Origin of the sequence: Clostridium pasteurianum DSM 525 = ATCC 6013 (assembly GCF_000807255.1) — a bacterium.
GTDB classification, from domain to species: domain Bacteria; phylum Bacillota; class Clostridia; order Clostridiales; family Clostridiaceae; genus Clostridium_I; species Clostridium_I pasteurianum.
This window is the reverse complement of sequence record NZ_CP009268.1, coordinates 1,522,021-1,543,571: the sequence shown is the minus strand read 5'-3', so window position 1 is coordinate 1,543,571 and position 21,551 is coordinate 1,522,021. Positions and strand designations below refer to the sequence as shown.

The following is a 21,551-nucleotide window of genomic DNA, read 5'->3' as shown; positions in this document are numbered from 1 at the left end:
TCAAATAAAGTATAGGCTATAATAAATTAATTTAATCTGCTATCCAGTAAATATGTAATAAATTTTATTTTTTGTGAATCTGTTAAATTAGTTATAAATTTCAAGGTATTTCCTTTGTCAGATTTATACTTATTAATGATACTATCAAATTTAATCCCTTCATTTTCTTGAACTTTATTTATGCATTTACTATCAATAATTTCTATATTCTCCTTTGCTTTAGGTGCTATAATCAGTATTTCATTTTTTATATCTTCACTCTTTACTTTTAATTTGTTATCAATGAGCCACTTTTCCACAACCTTATCGGATTTAATATTAACTTTCTCCTTACATTTTTCATCTGCAAGCTCATTATAAAAATCTCCCGTATGACTATCCACTTTTACAAATATCACCTCGATACCTTTATTTATTAATTCATTTATTTTTTTATGATAAGCTATAGAAGATTCCTCTCTTCTCTCCCAAAAACCTGTAGCATGATGGCAAATACCAGCATAATCATGAAATATTACAACTTTATTTTCTCCATTTTTTAAAGCATACTCAACGGATTTTATAGTGGCTTCTAATTCTCCAGCTATCTGTCTTATATTTTTTTGAGAATTATCCTTTGATTTTCCACTTTCTATATATTCTATTACATTATTTCTCACTGCAACCAAACCATAAGCATATCTTTCAGTTTCTCTATTATAGCTTCCATCTACATAAATATGCAAACAATCCTCAGGATAGAAGTCTACTCCTTTTTTCAGCAGCTTACTTCCTTCATTTAAGTAATTTTTTGCACTATCTCTATCTTCAAAACTTTTATATACGGCACCCTTAACACCTTTAACATATTTAAGGCACTCTGACCAGGTATTCACTATTCTATTTTCAATTTTTCTATTTTCCTGAAAATCATATCCTTCTTTTATAGCATAAACTTTTTTACCCATTAAACATATATCTCCCAATTTTCTTTTGATATTAATATTTTCTTGCTTTATGTATATTATAAATTAGGTAACATAAGTTGTAAATATTCATATTATAATTACAAATAGAATGGATAAGGAGGCTTGTTAATTGGAAGAATTGGAAATACCCGAATTTCTTTCATCTGAATTTATTCAGCACGCAGCTTCTAATGCAGATATAATGAAATTAGTATTGGATAATGAAAACGATGGTTTAGTAGTTAAAGATGGTCATTTTAAAGTGAATGATATTTCTAAGCTTTCAAAACTGAAATTAGTATTATGTGATGTAAAAATTGAAATAAATAATTCAGAATGTATGGAAAATAAATATGGAATTACTGATACTACTTCACAACAATGTAATAAATCCAGTGAATATAGCTGTACAGAAAGCAATCATCATAGTAATCATAACAGTAATAAGTACAAAAGTTCAGATAAAAAGCCAAAATTATTATTTGATATAGATGGAAAAGGTACCAATAAAAATATATATATCGGCAAGCAAGGCAAAACTCCATTTAATCAAATTGGAAAAATAAAAGAATTATTAAAACAAATAAAAAAATCAAAAATGGAAATAGAAAATTTAGAAAAAGAATTATATAAAAAAAACAAAACATTAAAAATCTCTGAAAAATTGTTAAGACATGAACAAAAAAAGGCAATTGCTATTCAATCAAAAATTGAAGTAATTTCCGCAATCTTAAATCATTCTCATAGAACATTTGAAAATAAATTAATAAACTCATATAAAAGAGAAATTACAACTTTGAAAAGTGATCTTAATATCAAAAATAAACAAATAAAAAAAATTCAAAAATCTCTAAATGAGAATGAAGAAACCGTAGAATCATTAAAAAAATTAATCAATAAAAAAAATCACAAACTCTTTGAAAATTTATTTAACTATAATATTTAATACATTGAAGATAGAATAATTATTATCACTAATATGATAAAAAAAACATATATTATAGAGAAATAAAAAGAAAAGAGGGATATAAGAATGGCAAATATAGAGATTCCCGAATTACTAACACCTGAAATTATTGACTCAATAGCTTCTAATGCTGAAGCATTGAAATCAGCATTGGCTTCTAAAACAGAAGAGGAAAAAGTTTCTTTATCACATTCAAAGAATTGCAAAAAATGCTGTTGCCCTGATTCTTTGAAATTCAATTTCTTCTTGTGCCATGTAATAATTATTAATAAAAATGCAGATTGTAAAAAAACAGATAAATGTGATGAATCTGATAATGAAGATTTGTAATCATTAATGATATACAGACTGATATTATTGATAGTTTTATCAATAATATCAGTCTCTTTAAATTTATTATATCTAAAAATTGTTTTTCCTTATTTTATTGTAATAATCTATCACATGTCTTTCATATTCTTCTTCCATAATAGGAGATTTCAATATAAAATCTGCTGTAGATTTGCTCATAGCTATCGGAATATCATATAGAACTGAAATTCTAAGAAGAGCTTTTACATCTGGGTCATGAGGTTGCGATGTCAATGGATCCCAGAAAAAAATCATAAAATCTATGTTACCCTCAACTATATTTGCTCCAATCTGCTGATCTCCTCCCATGGGGCCACTTTTAAAACCATTTACCTGTAAACCAGTCCTTTCAGTAATAAGTTTTGCAGTAGTACCGGTACCACATAGAAAATGTTTACATAAGACATCTTTATTTTCCTCAGCCCAGCTTATTAAAGCCTCTTTTCTATTGTCGTGAGCAACAAGTGCAATTTTCTTTTGTTTTTCTAATTTATCTATACTCATATTAATCCCCCTCGATGTAATCTTTTTTATAAAATTATATCATATATTATAGCATCTTCAAAGAAATAAGTAGTTAGTACTTGGAGAAAAGGACGAAACAATCCTTTTCTCAGTTGAAAGTGGATAGTGGAAAGTGGAGAGTTTAAAAAAGTTCAAATATCAAAGTCCAAAAAACAAATAAGGTGATTTTGTCTTTTACAACAAAATTCACAATTAGTTAAGAGTTAAAAATTAAGAATTAAGAGTTACTGATGCTTTTTCTTCGCTGTACTGCGAAAAAAGCTTTAGAACTAATAATTTAACATTTTAAATGGCAATATAGGTTTTTAGACCGGTAGGTCGGCTGTGCTAACTAACTTAGGTAATAAAATTTTTCAAAATATAACTAAACATTCGTTAATTCTGTTGACCTGTCCGTAGGACCATGTTATTAATAAAATACCCCTTAACAAGAGCTATATACAATATAAGTTTAGATGAATTACATGAAGAAGTTGCAGCTGTTATCTTCACCTTGTTAGAAATGAAGTATTACAGCTCTTAGCTTTCAAATAACTATCTAAACATCGATATTTTCTATACTTAATATGATTGAAAAATCGAGTCTAGTAGCCACCAAATAAATATTTTTAACTATACAAAATTGTAGGTATTAATCCTATAGTCCTTCGGACTATAAAAACAACTATCTAAATGCTAATACTCAGTCAACGTAGATTCATCATATTAATGTAATATCACTGCTAAACCACCGGGCTAACCGCCCAAAAACCTTTTATAAACCAATCTCCTTTTTTAAGTTTGTATTTATTAATTCTAAATTTTTCTGTAGTGTAACGGAAGAAAAATATCCATCACTCTCAACTTTCAACTCTTAACTCTTAACTTAATAGGTAACTTTACTCCTATCACTTTTCTAAATCTGATATTTGTTCTTTGAACTTTGCACTTTGACGTTTGTTTCGTCCTTTCCCACTATTATGATTTAATCACTGACAACCACTGATACTCCATCAGGAATAACTACGACTTCAGCCTTTTCTCCCTTTATATTATAAGCCATCTTTAAAGCCTCCTCAAAAGTCTTAGCATGTTTCATATGCATATTTTCAATCATAGATGGATCACACAAATCAGTAACCATAATTACAGTATAATCATTTAAAATTCTTGCCAATATTTGAATTTCCCATTGATCTGGTATAGTTTTATTTCTTGGTACATTTAGTATTCTTTCAAGAAGCTCTCTAGGATTTTTTGCATTAGAAACATTATCATAAAAAGACTTACCACCATGACCATCATTGCAGGCTGCTATCATAATAATAACTCCGCCTTTTCTGCAAGTAGTTTCGGCAGCAGTCATTCCCTTTACTGCTTGATATATATTTTGGTCTAATGGATATCCTCCATTACTGGTGATTGCAATATCTGCCTCTATCTTTTTTACACTGGAAAGCTCCATAACAAATTTACAGCCCTCTTCATGAGCCAGTCTTCTATCTCCAGCAAAAGCATTTATGATTTTCTTATCTGCGTCTATAACTACATTTAAAATAAATGCTAATTTTGCCTTTTCAGCAGCGTAGAGCATATCTCTATGAATAGGATTATCCTCTATAATTCCAGTTCTGGCCTGGTTACTATTGATAAACTCTGAACAGTGATTGGCCATTATAGTTTCTGCTGATGCTATTCCGGGTAAAATGCTTTTTCTGCCACCAGAAAAACCAGCAAAAAAATGAGGCTCAATAAAACCTTCTGATATCAATAATTCTGTATTAATAGCTAATTTATTTAAAATAAGCTGTCCACCAGAAGGTAATACACCTACATTGGTTAAATCATTTTTATCTGTAGATACATGATTTATAATCTTTTCTTTTTCAACTATTTCTCTTCCAAATTTATTTATCATTTCTTCTCTAGTTGTGGGTCTATGAAATCCTGTAGCAATAAGTATAGTTATATCTATACTTGGATTTACTTTTCTAATTCTATTAAGTAAAATTGGCATAGTTATATTACTTGGAACGGGCCTTGTATGATCACTAGTTATAATAACCATATTATTTTTATTCTTTACTAAATCTTCTAGTCTTTCGCTTCCTATTGGATTATCAAGTGCTCTGTTTACTATATACTCCTGTGATTCATTAACTTTATAATTGTGTGCTTTAGATATCAATATACCTTTTAAGTTTTTATTATCTATGTTTATCTTTAGGGTTTTTGTTGAATAGGGAATTTTAATCATTTTTATTACCTCCGAAAATTTAATCGATATATTTTATAAAAGCCATAATAACGATTACATATATAATAAAATTATATCACATAATTAAAAAAATTGAATTAATAATATAAAAATTACCAATTCAATCTTAAAATTTTCTTAATCTCATTTTCCTTTTCAATTATATCTTCAAAGTCCCCAGTATATATTTTCTCACCAGTAAGTTCTTGTATTACTTTAACAAACTTTAAAAAATCACAATTTCCTGCCCTTTCCCCCATACCTGTAATCGTACAATCGGCAAATTTTGCTCCTGCTTTAAAGGCAGCAAAAGAATTTGATATTGCCATTCCAAAATCATTATGTACATGTATTTCTATATCTATAGGAACCTTATCTCTTATTTTTTTTATTTGACTATAAAGTTCTTTAGGTTCCATAATTCCCACTGTATCTGCATATCTTACTCTTTTAACTCCCAAAGCAAAAATCATTTCACATAGCTGAATTAAAAAATTCAAATCAGCCCTTGAAGAATCTTCTAAGCCTACAGTTACTTCACAATCTTTTTCCAAGGCATAGATAACTGTTCTCTTTAGATTTTCCGCAACCCATTTTCTATCTTTTTCCAACTTAGTTTTTATTTGAAGATCCGATACCGGGGAAGATATATGAACTATATCTACTCCACATTCTATAGAAGTGTCAATATCCTTAGTACTCATTCTGTTCCAAGCGGCTATTTTACTAGGAAGCCCTAAGGCGGCTATTTTTGATACGCTTATCTTCTCATCACCCCCCATGGCAGGTATACCGGCTTCTATTTGGTGTACTCCCATCTCACTTATAATTTTAGCTATTTCTACTTTATCTTGCACACTTAAAGCTATACCTGCTTTTTGTTCCCCATCTCTTAAAGTAGTATCAACTATATTAATACCCATACAATATCATCACCTTTGATAACTTTTATTATATTCTTTGTACATTTCTATTATCTCATTGTCTAAAACATTCCTTTTTTCTTGAATACTCTTTTCTCTTATATCTTGTAAAAATAAATTCATATCTATATTATTACAATTTAAATTAAGCTCTTTAAATTTTACTACTAAAGCTGCTTTTCCAGAATGTTTTCCAATATATAATTTTCTATTTGTACCTATAAGTTCTGGATTAAAAGGTTCATAGTTCTTAGGATTTTTAGCAATACCATCTGCATGTATTCCCGATTCATACTTAAAAATATCTTCTCCCAATATAGGTTTCATTGAATATACTCTCTCACTGGTTATTTTTTCATATATTCTAGTAAGTTTACTTATCAATTTCAAATCACCACGTATCTCAATATTTCTTATGGACTTAAGCGCTATTATAACTTCTTCCATAGCAGCATAATCATTGCTATTAAATTCAGTGGTAATAATATCACTACCATTTAAAAAAGCATTTATAATTATTGCTGTAGCCATATAATATTTATTGCTGGCACAGAAATCTACAAGTACATTAAATTTAGATTTTAGATCTTTTATTCTGAAGTCTTCATCAATAAAATCCAGCTTGCTTAAATTATTTATCCTTAAGCATACTATATTGAAAATACAAAATATTTTATTGTCTTCACTTAAATACAACTCATCCAAATCTTCTATATCTATTTCTAAGATTATGTTATGTTCTTTTAAATTTTTCTGAATTTTTTCATCTTCTAATAAAAACCTATATATAGTTTTATAGTTTAAAATTATATATTTAAAATTATAATTATTTAAATAATTATAATCTTCAATATTTTCAATTCTGTATATATAATCTAAATTTAAGGGAAATTTTTTTATCTTGTCCATAGAATCTCTATTGATTTCAAATAGATCTATACCTGTTTCGTGTAATAATTTCAAGAAATATGCTATGTCATCATTATTGAAATTTTGAAATTTTTTTACCAAATTCGGTATAGTTCTATCTATAATATTTTTTTTGACACCATCCATTACAACAGCCATATATAAACACCTTCTCGCTAATCATCATCCCTAATACTAAGTCTAACTAATAATAACAATACAAAAGTCATTATATACAAAATCGTAGCAAAAGCAGTAGCCATTTTAATATCATCCTGCATATAAGTATAGATTTGAAGTGGTATGGTTCTTGTTTTTCCTATAATGTTTCCTGCAAACATCAAAGTGGCTCCAAACTCTCCAAGAGATCTTATCCAAGCCAAAATAAGTCCAGACACGATTGACTTTTTAAGCATTGGAATCATAATTTTAATTATTGTTTCAATTTTTCCTGCCCCTAGCACATAACTCACTTCAAAAAGTTCAATAGGTACTGATTTAACAGAATCTCTAAGAACTCTTACATAAAGAGCAGAAGATACAAAAAATTGTGCAATTATTACAGCTGTAGAGGTAAATATAACATTTATCCCATGATTAGATAAAAAATTACCCACTACACCATTTTTACCAAAAGCTAGTAGCAAAGCAATACCAGCTACTGCTGGAGGCAAAACTACAGGAATTTCTACAAATATATCTAATATTTTAGATAAAACTTTATTTCTAACAAAATTGATACAAAAAGCTGTTGGAGTTCCTATGATAAAAGTAAATATAAGTGCTATAAGTGAAGTTACAAAGCTTAAAATTATAGTCTTTATATTATCTTGATCATAAAGGGTTTGAATAATGTGAGAACCACCTGAATACCGAATCATTGAAATTATTGGAAATATAAGCATTACAAAATATATAGCCGTTAGAGCTAAAAATAAAGGAGCTAATATTTTTTCAAGAAAAGAAAACCTGCTCTCTCCATCTCCATAGGAAGAAAGTTTTTTTGAACTCTCTAATATTTTTTTATTATTTTCCATGTATTATATTACCTCCTGTTAAATACATAAAAAAATATTTAGAATTAAGTTGTTTAATATAAAATACTATAACTTATATAAAACAATATAATATTCTATATATTCTTATATAATTTTATAATTTATTGTATCAATAAATATTAGTTCATACATTATTATAGGCACAGAATGATATATAAAAAAATATAATTATTATCAACTACGACATTATACCATATTTTATACAGTTATACTATAGCAGTTATTTATAAAAAATTAAGGAAATAACAAATCAAATATATTAAACTTTGACTTATTATCTCCTTAATTACAGATTTCAGATGTACTAAACTATTTTACTGAAAAGCCATATTGCTTTAAGATATCTTTTCCTTTACCAGTAGTAACATAATCAACAAACTGCTGAGCTGTATCCTTATTTTTTGAGTCACTTACTACAGCTATAGGATAATCCACTTGTAATTTTGAAAACTCTTCGTCAGTTATAACTTGTAATTTTTCCTGATTATTTGCATCTGTCTTGTAAACAACACCTGCATCTGCATCTCCAAGATTTACTTTACTTACGACATCTTTTACATTCAATTCCTGACTCTTAATGTTTTTTATTATTTTATCATAAGTAGCCTGATCTATTGTGTTATCAGCTTTAGCAGCATCTAAAGCCTTGTAAAAGTAGTTTCCTGCTGGAAGAGATTTATCTCCAACCACAAGTTTTAGACCATCTTGACCAAGATCTTTTAAAGAATTTATAGTTGCTTTACTATCTTTATTTTTTACTATAACTATCTGATTCTGCGCAAAAATAACATCTTTATCAACCTTTTTAGCATCTGATAGAGTTTTCATATTTTTTGTATCAGCTGATGCAAATACATCTGCAGAAACCCCTTGATTGATAGAAGCCACTAGCTGCTGACTGCCTGCAAAATTAAATTCTACATCGATATTTTTGTCATTCTTGATCTGCTTACCTATTTCAGTATAGCTTTCTTTTAAGCTGGCTGCTGCAAATACTGTAAGCTTTTTAGCTGGTTCCTGTTTGGTTGCAGTATTATTATTTGTGTCATTCTTACTAGCATTACTGCCACAAGCTGCACTAAATACTGAAATCATCAAAATACTAACAACTAATACTATGACCTTGAATTTTTTAAATAGTGATTTTTCCATCCTTAACTTCTTCTCCTCCTTGAGCTGCCATTTCTTCTACAGCACGCTTTATTCCTCTATTAATAGAATCATACATTTGGATAAGTTTTATTCCTTCTGATTCTAAAGTCTTAACGGGTTCTATTCCTGCTCTTAAGGCAAGCACTGCATCACAGTCATGAATAGTTTTTACTATTTTCATAATCTTATTCTCATGTTCTCCGCAATCATCAGTTCCAGTACAATACTGATCCACATCTCTGCTCTCTAAAAATTTAATATCTCCACCTTCATAAGCATAAATTTGAAATTCTTTAGCTTGACCAAAATGCTGATCTATATCTACACCTGATTTAGAAGCTATAGCAAATCTATATTTTGACATTCTAGTTGAATTTTCCTCTGGAACTTCAACTTTATCTTGATATGCATCAACTATTGAACTGCTGCATCCTGATTTACAATCTCCTGCTGGAGCTATATCTGAAAAATCTGCTGAGCAATCATTTCCAAGAGTACCTATAGCATCAGCTCTGCACTGTTTACAATGATACATCTGCTTCATATCTATTTCACAAGCTTTTCTCATATCGTTCAGCTCTTTAGTAGTAGTTTCCGGCATATTTTCAAAAGCAGTTCCTTCCACTGGTATTAATTTCATTATATTAGTCATAAATGCTCCACATTCTTTAGCCTTTTTAACTACTTCAGGAATATGAGTATCATTTACCCCTTTGATCATTACAATATTTACCTTACAGACAACTCCCTTTGAAGATAGATATTTAAGTCCTGAAAGCTGATTATGCATAAGTATGTCAGCAGCTTCTTCTCCAGTATATTTTTTACCAATATAATTAACTTCTCTATATATCTTAGCTCCTATTTTCTTGTCTACAGAATTCATAGTTACCGTAACGTGAGATACTCCTAACTCTATTAACTGATTAGCGAAAAATGGAAGCATCAATCCATTAGTTGATATACAAAAAGTTATATTAGGATCTTCTTTCTTTATGAGCTCTATAGATTTCTTAACCACATCAAAATTAGCTAATGCATCTCCAGGTCCTGCTATTCCTAATACAGTTAGATTCTTAAATTTAGCCTTAACTGCTTTAAATTTTGCTAAAGCCCCCTCCGGACTAAGAACTTGACTTGTAACTCCTGGTCTGCTTTCATTAGTACAATCATATTTTCTATTACAATAGTTACAGCTTATATTACAACTTGGTGCTACTGGTATGTGCATTCTAGCAAACTTATGTGCATTATCACCATAACAGGGATGAGTACAAGATTTTTTTGCATTTAATTCTTTTTTACTAAGAACTTTTTCTTCTACTAAGGGTTCCTCAATTGTTACATTTGTCTTATTTGCTATTTCCATATTATCTTCTCCTTCTTTTTTAGGAATGAAGAACCTATCATAAGAATCTTTCCTAAAGGTATCTTCTTTATCTTCAAGAATAGTATTTGCAATAGAATCTATAAAAAAGGCTGATCCATTATATCCTGTAAATATCAATCTCTGTGCTCCAATTCTATCATGCACCGGGAAACCTATTCTAACTATTTTTACACCAAGTCTGCCAGCCATTCTTCTTCCATCTGAATTTCCAATCATTACATTTATATTAAAATCTTTTGCATAGGACTCTATAGTTTCAAAATCAGTATCATCTAAAATTACTGGTTTTTCTACTTGCCTTGCAAGTTCTTTTTCTAATTTTGCTTTTAATTCTTTATTTTTTGACCCAGTTGCTATAAGCTTTACTAGGACACCATTTTCTGCACAAGTCTTAGTAATAGCTAATACAAGCTCTGGTTCACCATAAATAACAGCTCTAGCTTCTGCATTATATTTATGGCTATCTATCATAGCATCCAAATATCTTCCTCTTTGTAGCTTAATTTTATCTGGCATAGATTTGCCAGTTATTTTCGAAATTATTGACATAAATTCATCAGTGCTTCTAAGTCCCATAGGAATATTACATTTATAAAGCGGCACTCCAAATTCTTCTTTTAAATATGTTCCAGGAGAATAATCATATGGAACTGTCATGCCCATTTCTATAGTAGCTAATGCACTTCCCATCTTTTCAATATCTTCTATTTTAGTACCACCTGCTGGTAGTCTTGTATATTGATCATTATGAGATGAATCCAAAGTATTGGATACATCCGGTAAAATAGTATATTCTACCCCAAAAGTTTCTAATATTTCTTTTATATTTCTTACATCTCCAGGATTTAAATTGGCACAAATAATATTTATTTTATTTAATTTCACATCATTTTCTGGTTTTTTACAAATCTGTTCTACAATACTTCTTAAAGCTCTAAAATATCCTTCTGCCTGAGTACCACCATATCCAGGAGTTGATGTGGTCATTATTTTTATATTTTCATAAACTTCGTTGCCTTTTTCTTCTTCTCTAAACTCATGTAAAATTCTCTGTATATCTTCACCTATAGTTTCAGCAAGACAAGTTGTCATTATTCCTATAGTTTTAGGATTGTACATTTCAATCATATTCTTTAAACCTAATTTCAAGTTTTTAGTTCCACCATATACAGTACCATTTTCAGTCAGTGAAGATGATGCTATATCAATAGGCTCATTATAATGAGTTGCCATATGTCTTCTAATATATGTGCTACACCCCTGAGATCCATGTAAAATTACCATATTCCCTTCTATACCTTTGAATGCCATAACGCCACCCATAGGCATACACATCTTACATGGGTTAACATTTAAATTCACAAAATTTCGACTATTCAATATATTCACCTCCACTTATATTCTAAACATAATCCCATACTGGACTGTTTATTGTCAAGTCAATTTCTTTAGCAAAATTCAAAGAACCTACATAACCACTTAATGCATGTTTTCTCTCATGGTTATGGTCACAGAAAGCTATACCCAATTTATAAGCTAAGGGTCTTTCCTTTACACCACCTACCAGTATATCTGCTCCCTGTTCCAAAATAAACTTTTCTAGTTCATAAGGATTTGCATCATCTAATATTACTGTTCCTTCAGTAGTAATACTCTCTATAATTTCATAATCATCTTTTTTACCAGTTTGAGTTCCTACCATTACTGTTTCCATTCCTAAATTTCTAAATTGCTTTATAAGTGATATTGCCTTAAAGGCACCACCAACAAATATAGCAGCTTTTTTGCCTTTTAATCTATCTCTATAATAATCCAGTTCATTTTCTATTTTACTTTCTTCCTCTAAAACGAACTGTTTTGCTTTCTTAACTTTCTCTTCATTTCCTAAAATATCTGCAATTTTAAGTAATGAATTCTTTGTATCTTCAACTCCATAAAAACTTACCTTGATATAAGGTATTCCAAATTTCTTTTCCATCATCTTTGCCAGATACATCATAGATCCAGCACATTGAACTATATTAAGCTTAGCTTTTGGCGCATTCATTATTTCATCATAACTGCTATCTCCAGTTAATTTAGCTACCACATCTATACCAAACTTTTTCAAATAATTAGTTACAATCCATATTTCTCCTGCTAAATTAAAATCGCCTAAGAAATTTATTCCATCAATTTTTTCATCAGTAGTCTTATCTCCCATAAGCTTCATTAATGCATCACAAGCTGCTTTATATCCAGTAGACTTGCTTCCTGCAAATCCAGGAGATTTAACCGGTATAACTCTTATACCATATTTCTCTTCTGCCGCTTTACATACAGCATCAGTATCATCACCTATAACTCCTACTATACAAGTTGAGTAAACAAAAATTACTTTAGGGTGTTTCTCTGCTACTATTTCATCAATAGCTGCTGATAACTTCTTTTCTCCACCAAATATAACATCTTTTTCTCTTAAATCTGTAGAAAAACTATTTCTATATATCTCTTCACCACTGCTGAGACTTCCTCTTATGTCCCAAGTATAACTAGCACATCCAATAGGTCCATGAACTAAATGATAGGCATCTGTTATTGGATTAAGAACAACTCTAGCTCCACAATAAACACAGGCTCTTTGGCTTACGGATCCAGATACACTGGCTGTATCACACTTGAAATCCCCACCACATCCACCGTCTTCACTTTTTTTGTTATAATAAATGGATTCTTCTCTTTGTTCTATTACCTTTAAATTTTTCTTTTGGACTACAGGTTTATAATCAATATTTTCTTTTTCCTCTTTTTTATCTACTAACTCTAAACACTCATCAATAATAGAATCATCATAACAAAATTCTTTTTTCCTATTCTCCATAATACTGTACCTCCAAAATCTTAATTTATAACATTACCCTATAAAATCACCTATATTAAAATTTGATTCAGGATAACTATAGTATCATCCTGAATCCATGGGGCATTTATCAATATATAATATTGTCAATTCCATATAGAATGACTATATAGAATTGACACCAAAATACTTATATATAACTATAAGATAAATTATCTTACTACTTCAAAATCTTCTTCTGTACATTCTCTTTCAATCTTGTCAAGGATAACATTAGTTATTTCTTCAACTAGACGTATTGCACCTTTGTATCCAACCTTTGGATTATAGTAATGTCCATATCTGTCCATTATAGGGAATCCGAATCTAACAAAAGGAATGTTTTCTTCTCTTGCAATGAATTTTCCATAAGTGTTTGATATTAATAAATCAACACCTTCATTTTTTATCCATTGGTGTACATCGAAGAAATCGCCTTCAACTTTAACTTTGCTTCCTTCTATACCAGCTTCTGCAAGCATAGCATCGATTTCTTTTTGGAATTTCATACCAGGAGTACCAGTAACCACATACTTTGGTATAGCACCTAATTCTATTATGAATTTGCTTAGAGCAATAATTTCATCAGGATCTCCAAGTAATGCAACTTTTTTACCTTGAAGATACTGCTGTGCATCTATCATCAAGTCAATTAATTGACCTCTTTCTTCTTCAATTGAAGCAGGTACTTCTTTACCAGTTGCTTCAGATAAAGCCATTATGAATTCATCTGTAGCTGAAACACCGATAGGAGTTCTTAATGTTTTAAATGGAACTTTGCATTTCTTTTCTAAAGTTTTTGCACCTAGATCAGAAGCATAACTTCCAAGAGAAAGAGTAAGATCTGAATTTCCTGTGTCCTTTAAATCTTCAATCTTTGTTCCACCTTCTGGATACATTTTGTATTCGCCTGTAGTAGGACCATCTAAAACCCCACTAGTATCAGGGAACATTATATAAGGAATATCCATAGCTTCAAATAATCTCTTTATTTCTCTCATATCAGCTGGACCAACAAATCCAGGGATTACATTTATTTTTCCATTTTTTGCACCTGTATTTTCAGATAAATAGTTGACAATACCCTGTACCATATTAGCAAATCCAGTAACATGTGAACCAACATAACTTGGTGTATTTGTATGGATAACTAATTTACCTTCTGGTATGCTGCCTGCATCTTCCATTTGGCTGATATAAGTAGGCAAATCATCACCTAATGTTTCTGATAAACAAGTTGTGTGAACAGCTATTATATCAGGATTGTATAATGAAAATATATTTTTAACAGCTGTCTTTATGTTAGAACCACCACCGAATACGCTGGCACCTTCAGTAAAGGAACTTGTTGAAGCCATTGCTGGCTCTTTGAAGTGTCTTGAAAGTACTGTTCTGTGGTAAGAACAACAACCTTGTGAACCATGACTATGAGGGAGACAGTTATGAATACCTAATGCAGCATACATAGCTCCTACTGGTTGACAAGTTTTAGCTGGGTTAATTCTTAAAGCTTTTCTTTCTACTATTTCTTTTGGTGTTGCATCTAACATTACGCTTCCCCTCCTACAACTACTTTACTTTCTGATGAAGCTTTTTTCCAAGGTGGTGTTATCATCTTCCATGCTGGTGTATAGATACCATTAACAAGTTCATGACCAAAGTTAACTACACCTCTGAAACCTGCATATGGTCCATTATAGTCATATGAATGAAGTTGTTTTGACAATACTCCGCCTTTTTGGATAACGAATTTTTCTTTTATTCCAGCAAAGAACATATCTGGTTTTAACTTTTCTAGTACTACTTCCATGTCATGGTGATTCATATCATCAATCAATATAGTACCATCATGCATTTCTTTCATCATTCCACCATAAGAAGATAATGGAACGCCTGCTTTTTTAAGTTCTTCTACTTTATCTTCTGGAATTACAACACGGTATTTCTGTTCATCCGGAGTAACAGTTATTTCAGGAATGTTTTTGCTGTCCGCATCAATTTTGATAGTTGGTATAACTTCTCTTCCTTCATAATCGTCACGGTGAGCAAATTCGAATCCAGCTACTAAACTGTCTACACCAAAGCTCTTAAGCATGTTCATGTATGTGTGAGATCTTGATCCTCCAACATATAGACAAGCAGTTTTTCCTTGAAGTTTTTCTTTGAAATAGTCTAAATCATCTTGAATCGCAGCTATTTCTTCTGCTATAACTTCTTCAGTTCTCTTAGTAAGTTCTGGATCATCAAAACATTTAGCCATATCTCTAAGTGTTTCAACTATTCCATCAACACCTATGAAGTTACATTTAATCCATGGAATACCATATTTAGTTTCCATCATTTCAGCAATATAATTGATAGATCTGTGACATTGAACTAGGTTTAAGTCTGCTTTGTCAGCATTTTGTACTTTTTCATAAGTAGCATCACCAGTTAAAGTTGCATTTACATGGTAACCTATTTTTTCAAGTACTCTATCCATTTCCCAAGCATCTCCACCAATGTTGTACTCTCCTAGGACATTTATTGAATATTTCTTTTGTTCCTTGTTACCTTTTCCTATGATATCAGTCATAACAGTGTTGTTTGCTATATGGTGACCTGCAGATTGAGATACACCTTTATAACCTTCACAGCTAAAAGCATGAACTGGAATTCCAATTTCTTTGCTTGCTGTTGCAGCAACTGCTAGTATATCATCACCGATAAGACCAACTGGACATGTTGCATAAACACCTATAGCTGCTGGATGGAACATTTCATATGCTTCATGTATAGCATCTTTTAATTTATTAACTCCACCAAAAACTATGTCACTTTCCTGCATATCAGTAGAGAATACATATTCATTAAAATTTAATCCAGTACCGTTTTCTGGTTTAGACTTAAATCTTCTTCCACCCCATGTATAGAATGAACATCCTATAGGTCCGTGTGTGATGTGAACCATATCCTTTATTGGTCCCATAACAACACCTTTACATCCTGCATAAGCACAACCTCTAGCTGTGATTATTCCTGGCACTGTTCTTGTGTTAGCAACTATTTCAGGATTTGGTGTTTCTTCAGTTTTTATAACTATATGACCACTTCTAGTCTTTTTAGTTTTAGGTATATATTTTTCTAAAATCTCGTCTTTTAAATTTTCGCTCACGAAATTCACCCCTCATCAAAATTAAATACTTTTATTAAATCTTATAGATCCATTAAACCATATTGCATTAATATTTCTTCAAGTCTTTCTTGAGTCATTGGCTTTGGTATAACGAATAATTCATTTGCATCTACTTTTCTAGCTAATTCTCTGTATTCTTCAGCCTGTTCACAAGTAGGATCATATTCAATAACAGTTTGCTTATTGATTTCTGCTTTTGTAACCATTGGGCTTCTTGGTACGAAATGTATTAATTGACTTCCTAGTTCTTTAGCAAAAGCATCAAGTAATTCATATTCATTTGCAACTTTTCTACTGTTACAGATGATACCACCAAGTCTAACTCCACCGCTCTTAGCATATTTTTGGATACCTTTTGATATGTTATTAGCAGCATATAGTGCCATCATTTCTCCACTTGCTACTATATATATTTCCTGAGCTTTTCCTTCTCTGATTGGCATTGCGAATCCACCACAAACAACGTCTCCAAGTACATCGTAGAATACATAGTCTAAATCGTCTGTATAAGCTCCTAATTGTTCAAGCATGTTTATTGAAGTGATTATTCCTCTTCCTGCACATCCTACTCCTGGTTCTGGACCACCGGATTCAACACATCTAATTCCGCCATATCCTTCTTTTAATATGGAATCTAATTCAACGTCTTCTCCTTCTTCTCTTAATGTATCAAGAACTGATTTCTGTGCAAGACCTCCAAGTAATAATCTTGTTGAATCTGCCTTAGGATCACAACCTACTACCATTATAGTCTTACCCATTGCATGAAGACCTGATGTTAAGTTTTGTGTTGTAGTTGATTTTCCTATTCCACCTTTTCCATAAATAGCTACCTGTCTCATTAAACATTCCTCCTAAAAATTAAAAGTAATTTACGTTTTGCTATGTTGTTTTTTTAGCTTAATGAAAATATATCACAATAATTTAATTAATACAATAGAAAATTTGATAATTTCATAAAGTTTTTTTGTATTTTTTATCAAAAGCTTAATGAAAACGATATTTCAGATAAATTTTATCAAAGTATTTATGGATACAGGCATTAATATATTGATAATTTAGCAATGTATTAATATTAATTATAAAAAATCACAAAGTATTTATTAATAAATTCATATATAGCTTATATTTAAAAATTAAATAGAATAAAGGATAACTTTTAAGCTATCCTTTATTCTATAGTAAAATTTCATGTATAAAAGTTTCCAAATTATTTATTTTTAAAATTATAGTTTTACATTTAATACTATCTTAATCAATAAGACCATGTTCCATTAATATTTGTTCTAATCTTTCTTGAGTCATTGGCTTTGGTATAACGAACATGTCATTTTCCTCTACTTTTCTAGCTAGTTCTCTGTACTCATTAGCTTGTTCACAAGTAGGATCATATTCTATAACTGTTTTCTTATTTATTTCAGCCTTTGTTACTGATGGACTTCTTGGTACGAAGTGTATTAATTGACTTCCTAATTCTTTTGCGAAAGCATCAAGTAATTCATATTCATTTGCAACTTTTCTACTGTTACAGATGATACCACCAAGTCTAACTCCACCGCTCTTAGCATATTTTTGGATACCTTTTGATATGTTATTAGCAGCATATAGTGCCATCATTTCTCCACTTGCTACTATATATATTTCCTGAGCTTTTCCTTCTCTGATTGGCATTGCAAATCCACCACAAACAACGTCTCCAAGTACATCGTAGAATACAAAATCCAAATCGTCTGTATAAGCTCCAAGTTGTTCAAGCATATTTATTGAAGTGATTATTCCTCTTCCTGCACACCCTACTCCTGGTTCTGGGCCACCGGATTCGACGCATCTGATTCCAGCATATCCAGTTTTTAATATCGAATCTAATTCAACGTCTTCTCCCTCTTCTCTCAAGGTATCAAGAACTGTCTTTTGAGCAAGTCCTCCTAACAATAATCTTGTTGAATCTGCCTTAGGATCACAACCAACTACCATTATTTTATTTCCTCTTTCAACTAAACCTGCTGTAAGGTTTTGTGTTGTAGTTGATTTTCCTATTCCACCTTTTCCGTAAATAGCCAACTGTCTCATTTAATATTCCTCCTTAAATTACGTCCCTTTGATGTCTAACATGGAATGATTATTTTCCACATCTCTATGCTTTATACTTCGTTTTTCATTATATTCCTTAATTTAGTACTTGTCAACAAATATACCATATTTACTATTAAATTATTAATTTTTATTTATATAACATATCAATATATCAAATTTTCTCCATTTATGATACACCATTAATTTTTTATAGATTATTCAGTTCTATATGATATAATGTTTATAATCGTAAAGTCTTACAAAGCTGAAATATTGTATATGATAAAAATTCAATATAAATAAAGATATATAATTTATTTATAGCTTATTGTAGTTTATTCATAATATATTTATAATTATTTATATGATATTATTTATCTATAATGTGTATAATAAATATTACTTACAATATGAATAATATTAAAGTTTTAAGCATTATACTAATTAACTATTACTAATGTTAAAAAATATAAATCAATCATGGAAGGAAATGTGGTATATGGATATGGATACAGCTCTCACTCCTCAAGAGGTTGCGGATATATTAAAAATTTCAAAAAGTACCGTATATGATTTAATTAAGAAAAAAGAAATAAACTCTTACAGAGTAGGTAAAAAAGTTCGAGTTGACTTAAAGGATGTAGAAGCCTACAAAAATAAAACCAAAAATATAAAATCTAATATTTTTGTTCCTAGTAATTCAGTAGTTATTAATTCTTCATCTTTATATGATGGAATGACACCAAAGGAAGAGGTGTTAGAGGATAGCTTTGTTATATCTGGTCAAGATACAATTTTAGATATTTTATGCCGTTATCTCGATTCCTACCCTCATGGTTCTATGCGAGTTTTGAGATCCTATGAAGGCAGTTATAATGGTATATATGAATTATATTGTGGAAAAGTTCAAATAGCTACAGCACATATTTGGGATGGAAAAACTGGTGAATATAATGTTCCTTATATTGAAAGAATGCTCCCTGGGACATCTGCAGTTATAGTCCGTTTTGTTGGAAGAATGCAGGGATTCTATGTTGCAAAGGGGAATCCAAAGGGAATAAAAGATTGGAATGATCTTTCAAGATCTGACATAGTTATTGTAAATAGAGAGAAAGGTAGTGGAACTCGAATTTTATTGGATGAACATTTACGCCTAATGAATATTTTAGGCAAAGATATAAAAGGTTACAATAAGGAATGTACCTCTCATTTAGCAACTGCCAGTGTGATTGCCCGCGGTAATGCCGACCTAGGTATAGGAAATGAAAAAGCATGTTCTCAAGTACAAGGTGTTGACTTTATACCTATACAACAAGAAAAATATGATTTAGTCATAAAAAAGGAAGATATAAATCATCCTACTACAAGAGCTATTTTAGATATTCTGAATTCAGAGGAATTTAAAATTGAAATTTCAGGCATAGGCGGATATGATGTCAGTGAAATGGGAAAAGTTGTAGCAGAAACATAACAGGACAATTGAAAAATTGTCCTGTTATTATATTTTTAATCTGATAGGAGTCTTTCTATTATATTACCTTTTTTCAAATGAACTTCCACAATTTCTTCCACATCATTCACAGTAACTCCGCTATACCAAATACCCTCTGGATATATAACCATATTAGGTCCTTTATTAGTTATGCCATTTCTAAAACATCCACAACTTGACACTAATACTTCATCTGCCATACCATATTTAGCTATTAATTTATCAAATTTTGAAATTATATCTTCAGCACCTTTTTTATAGCACACTCCCTGTTGAACTTTATTACATTTAGTACCATTGCAAATTAGAATATGATATTTAATTTTTCTTCTCATTGCAAAATACTCCCATCCTTTAAAATGCATATACTTTATAATTAATCGAACTCACTATTACCAGGCTTTTTTACCTTTTAATAGTAAATACAAAAATAACGGAGCTCCTATAATGGAAGTTAGTATTCCAAGAGGAATCTCCATTTGGAACATATTACGTGCAAAATTATCCACTAATAATAAAAAACTGCTTCCTACAATAATAGATACAGGTAAAAGTACTTTATAATTGGGTCCAACTATTAAACGTGCAATATGAGGAATTATAAGACCAATCCATGAAATCATCCCTGCAATAGCTACGGAGGCTGCAGTAAGCATAGTAGCACAGATAATAGTAACTATTCTCATCTTCTTAGTATCCACTCCTAAAGATTTAGCTTCCTCATCTCCAAAAGATAGTATGTTTATTTTCCATCTTATTGCCATAATAGGAATAATGCCTATCGAAAAAGGTATAAGAAACATTAAAATGTCGCTATTACTAATAGATGACAAACCGCCCATAAGCCAAAAAGTAATGGCTGGAAGCTTATTATCCGGATCTGCTACGTACTTAGTAATTGATATAATTGCTGAAAATATATTTGAAACTACTACACCTGTTAACACCAAAAGTACAATTGATCCTTTATCTTTTCCGATAATGTTACTAATAGCATATGTAAGTATTACCGCTATAACTCCCATTATAAACGCCATTGCTTGTACAGCTATGCTGTTAAAAGATAATAGTAGTCCTATAACCGCACCCATTCCTGCTCCAGAGGAAGCTCCTAAAATATCTGGTGAAACCATAGGATTTTTGAATAAACCCTGATAAGCAGCTCCAGATACTGATAAAGCAGTTCCTATCAATACTGCAGCAAAAATTCTTGGAACACGTATTTGAAATAATACCATTTCCTCAGTTTTAGACCAAGTAACAGGCAGGTTAAATAGTTTTCCTATTACAATATTAAATAATTGAGATAAGGGTATCCCATATCTGCCAATAGTAAAAGACAATAAAAAAATAGATAAAGATATTATACTTAATATAATTATAATAAGATTTTTATTTTTTGTTGTTTTACTTTCTGTACTGGCAATAGATATTAATTCTTTTTCTACTTTAACACTATTATTTACAATTTTCAT

General features: G+C 30.4%; 18 protein-coding genes. 3 read left to right on the top strand and 15 right to left on the bottom strand.

The features are described from left to right. Positions 1-26: 26 nt before the first annotated feature. On the bottom strand, positions 27-947 hold the full coding sequence (locus tag CLPA_RS07005; protein WP_003447846.1) for a ribonuclease H1 domain-containing protein: 921 nt from the start codon (positions 945-947) through the stop codon (positions 27-29). Between the two features lie 130 nt (positions 948-1,077). Here CLPA_RS07005 and CLPA_RS07000 point away from each other — a divergent pair, with 130 nt between their 5' ends. Together CLPA_RS07000 and CLPA_RS06995 are read left to right on the top strand one after the other, a co-directional pair. Further along, the gene (locus CLPA_RS07000) at positions 1,078-1,893 is read left to right on the top strand and encodes a hypothetical protein (RefSeq protein ID WP_003447848.1); all 816 of its coding nucleotides are present in this window, start codon (positions 1,078-1,080) and stop codon (positions 1,891-1,893) included. 87 nt (positions 1,894-1,980) lie between these two features. Further along, on the top strand, positions 1,981-2,244 hold the full coding sequence (locus CLPA_RS06995) for a hypothetical protein (protein WP_003447850.1): 264 nt from the start codon (positions 1,981-1,983) through the stop codon (positions 2,242-2,244). 72 nt (positions 2,245-2,316) lie between these two features. Here CLPA_RS06995 and CLPA_RS06990 read toward each other — a convergent pair whose 3' ends face one another. The 12 genes from CLPA_RS06990 to nifH (CLPA_RS06935) all read right to left on the bottom strand — a co-directional run bounded on the left by CLPA_RS06990 (position 2,317) and on the right by nifH (CLPA_RS06935) (position 18,581). Then, entirely contained in the window at positions 2,317-2,769 is a 453-nt protein-coding gene (locus CLPA_RS06990) for a methylglyoxal synthase (protein ID WP_003447852.1), read from the bottom strand. Positions 2,770-3,754: 985 nt separating this feature from the next. After that, positions 3,755-5,032, bottom strand: coding sequence for a nickel-dependent lactate racemase (gene larA / locus CLPA_RS06985; RefSeq protein WP_087946553.1), 1,278 nt, complete (start codon positions 5,030-5,032; stop codon positions 3,755-3,757). Positions 5,033-5,139: 107 nt separating this feature from the next. Continuing rightward, positions 5,140-5,949 (bottom strand): homocitrate synthase subunit alpha, encoded by an 810-nt coding sequence (locus tag CLPA_RS06980; protein ID WP_003447856.1) that lies wholly within the window; start codon positions 5,947-5,949, stop codon positions 5,140-5,142. A gap of 9 nt (positions 5,950-5,958) precedes the next feature. Next, positions 5,959-7,017, bottom strand: coding sequence for a homocitrate synthase/isopropylmalate synthase family protein (locus CLPA_RS06975; protein WP_003447857.1), 1,059 nt, complete (start codon positions 7,015-7,017; stop codon positions 5,959-5,961). A gap of 17 nt (positions 7,018-7,034) precedes the next feature. After that, entirely contained in the window at positions 7,035-7,895 is an 861-nt protein-coding gene (locus tag CLPA_RS06970) for an ABC transporter permease (RefSeq protein ID WP_003447860.1), read from the bottom strand. 330 nt (positions 7,896-8,225) lie between these two features. Beyond that, positions 8,226-9,068, bottom strand: a complete 843-nt coding sequence (gene modA, locus CLPA_RS06965; protein ID WP_003447862.1) for a molybdate ABC transporter substrate-binding protein — start codon at positions 9,066-9,068, stop codon at positions 8,226-8,228. After that, a complete protein-coding gene (gene nifB, locus CLPA_RS06960; RefSeq protein WP_003447864.1) occupies positions 9,049-11,838 on the bottom strand; it encodes a nitrogenase cofactor biosynthesis protein NifB in 2,790 nt (929 codons plus the stop codon). The genes modA and nifB overlap by 20 nt, the downstream gene beginning before the upstream one ends. 22 nt (positions 11,839-11,860) lie before the next feature. Then, positions 11,861-13,318, bottom strand: a complete 1,458-nt coding sequence (gene nifE, locus CLPA_RS06955) for a nitrogenase iron-molybdenum cofactor biosynthesis protein NifE (protein WP_003447866.1) — start codon at positions 13,316-13,318, stop codon at positions 11,861-11,863. A 191-nt stretch (positions 13,319-13,509) separates the two neighbouring features. Beyond that, complete coding sequence (gene nifK / locus CLPA_RS06950; RefSeq protein ID WP_003447875.1) at positions 13,510-14,886, bottom strand: nitrogenase molybdenum-iron protein subunit beta; 1,377 nt, start codon at positions 14,884-14,886, stop codon at positions 13,510-13,512. Continuing rightward, on the bottom strand, positions 14,886-16,490 hold the full coding sequence (gene nifD / locus CLPA_RS06945; protein ID WP_003447876.1) for a nitrogenase molybdenum-iron protein alpha chain: 1,605 nt from the start codon (positions 16,488-16,490) through the stop codon (positions 14,886-14,888). The genes nifK and nifD overlap by 1 nt, the downstream gene beginning before the upstream one ends. A gap of 41 nt (positions 16,491-16,531) precedes the next feature. Beyond that, positions 16,532-17,353, bottom strand: a complete 822-nt coding sequence (gene nifH, locus CLPA_RS06940; protein ID WP_003447877.1) for a nitrogenase iron protein — start codon at positions 17,351-17,353, stop codon at positions 16,532-16,534. Positions 17,354-17,762: 409 nt separating this feature from the next. Next, on the bottom strand, positions 17,763-18,581 hold the full coding sequence (nifH, locus tag CLPA_RS06935; protein ID WP_003447878.1) for a nitrogenase iron protein: 819 nt from the start codon (positions 18,579-18,581) through the stop codon (positions 17,763-17,765). 502 nt (positions 18,582-19,083) lie between these two features. On the opposite strand from nifH (CLPA_RS06935), the gene CLPA_RS06930 reads away from it, so the two are divergent. Further along, entirely contained in the window at positions 19,084-20,055 is a 972-nt protein-coding gene (locus tag CLPA_RS06930) for a helix-turn-helix transcriptional regulator (RefSeq protein WP_003447879.1), read from the top strand. 35 nt (positions 20,056-20,090) lie between these two features. Here CLPA_RS06930 and CLPA_RS06925 read toward each other — a convergent pair whose 3' ends face one another. Both CLPA_RS06925 and CLPA_RS06920 read right to left on the bottom strand, forming a co-directional pair. Continuing rightward, positions 20,091-20,411 (bottom strand): (2Fe-2S) ferredoxin domain-containing protein, encoded by a 321-nt coding sequence (locus CLPA_RS06925; protein ID WP_003447880.1) that lies wholly within the window; start codon positions 20,409-20,411, stop codon positions 20,091-20,093. A 57-nt stretch (positions 20,412-20,468) separates the two neighbouring features. Then, on the bottom strand, positions 20,469-21,551 hold the full coding sequence (locus tag CLPA_RS06920) for a FecCD family ABC transporter permease (RefSeq protein WP_003447881.1): 1,083 nt from the start codon (positions 21,549-21,551) through the stop codon (positions 20,469-20,471).